Annotated in this window: 1 protein-coding gene and 1 pseudogene; both read right to left on the minus strand. The window is 69.2% G+C overall.

The window, feature by feature from the left end:
* Positions 1 to 275, minus strand: a pseudogene (locus MTR62_RS21090) (hypothetical protein); the annotation flags it as partial.
* Positions 276 to 320: 45 nt separating this feature from the next.
* Positions 321 to 815: glycosyltransferase (locus tag MTR62_RS21095; RefSeq protein ID WP_244024636.1), on the minus strand; the 495-nt coding region annotated here is incomplete at its 5' end.

An 815-nucleotide genomic window follows, 5' to 3' on the forward strand; every position in this document is an offset into this window, starting at 1 on the left:
AGGCGGCGGGCGAACAGCGCGCCGCCCAGACCGCCCAGACCGGTCATCGCGAGCGCGAACAGAATGCGAAAGGTGGCGCCCAGCGGCGGTGCGGCCATCGGCACCAGCGTATCGAGCCCGGTGGCGAGGATCGCCTGTTCGATCAGCGCGGGGCGCAGCGCGACGCTGCACAGGCCCGCGAGCGCGCCGCACCACAGGGCGACAATGGCGGGAAACAACGGATGCTGGCTGATGGGCTGCTTGGCGCCCTGGTTCCTGCGCGTGTTGTCGGCCACTGGCTTACCCCGAAACTAGGTGTTCTTGGAACGTCCGGGCGCAGTTCAGGTTGCGTACGAAGGTTCCTGTTCAGCAACAACGGGTGACAGCATTTGGTAAACGACTCGATAACGCCGGGCGTTGATCGCCCAATCGTGCCGGTTTCGCACATGCTCGAAGCCCGCCTGCCGGTAGTGCGGCCAACTATCGCGCGCGCCAAGAAGCTGTGCAAGGGCTTGCGCGCACCGTTCCGGATCGTCCGGCGCGAAGAGCACCCCGGTCTCGCCGTCGCGGATCAGCTCGCGGTGCCCGCCGACGTCGCTCGCGGCGACGAGCTTGCCCTGGGCCATCGCCTCGAGCGGTTTGAGCGGCGTGACGAGATCGGTCAGCCGGCTGCGCTTGCGCGGATAGGCCATCACGTCGCACAGCGCATAATAGCGCTCGACCTCGGCGTGGGGCACGCGGCCCACGAAGCGGATCGCGTGGGCCGCGGGCGAACGTTCGGCCTGCGCGCGCAGCGCCTCGGCGCGAGGCCCTCCGCCGACCAGCAGCAGCCGCGC

The organism is Novosphingobium organovorum, from assembly GCF_022832435.1.
GTDB classification, from domain to species: domain Bacteria; phylum Pseudomonadota; class Alphaproteobacteria; order Sphingomonadales; family Sphingomonadaceae; genus Novosphingobium; species Novosphingobium organovorum.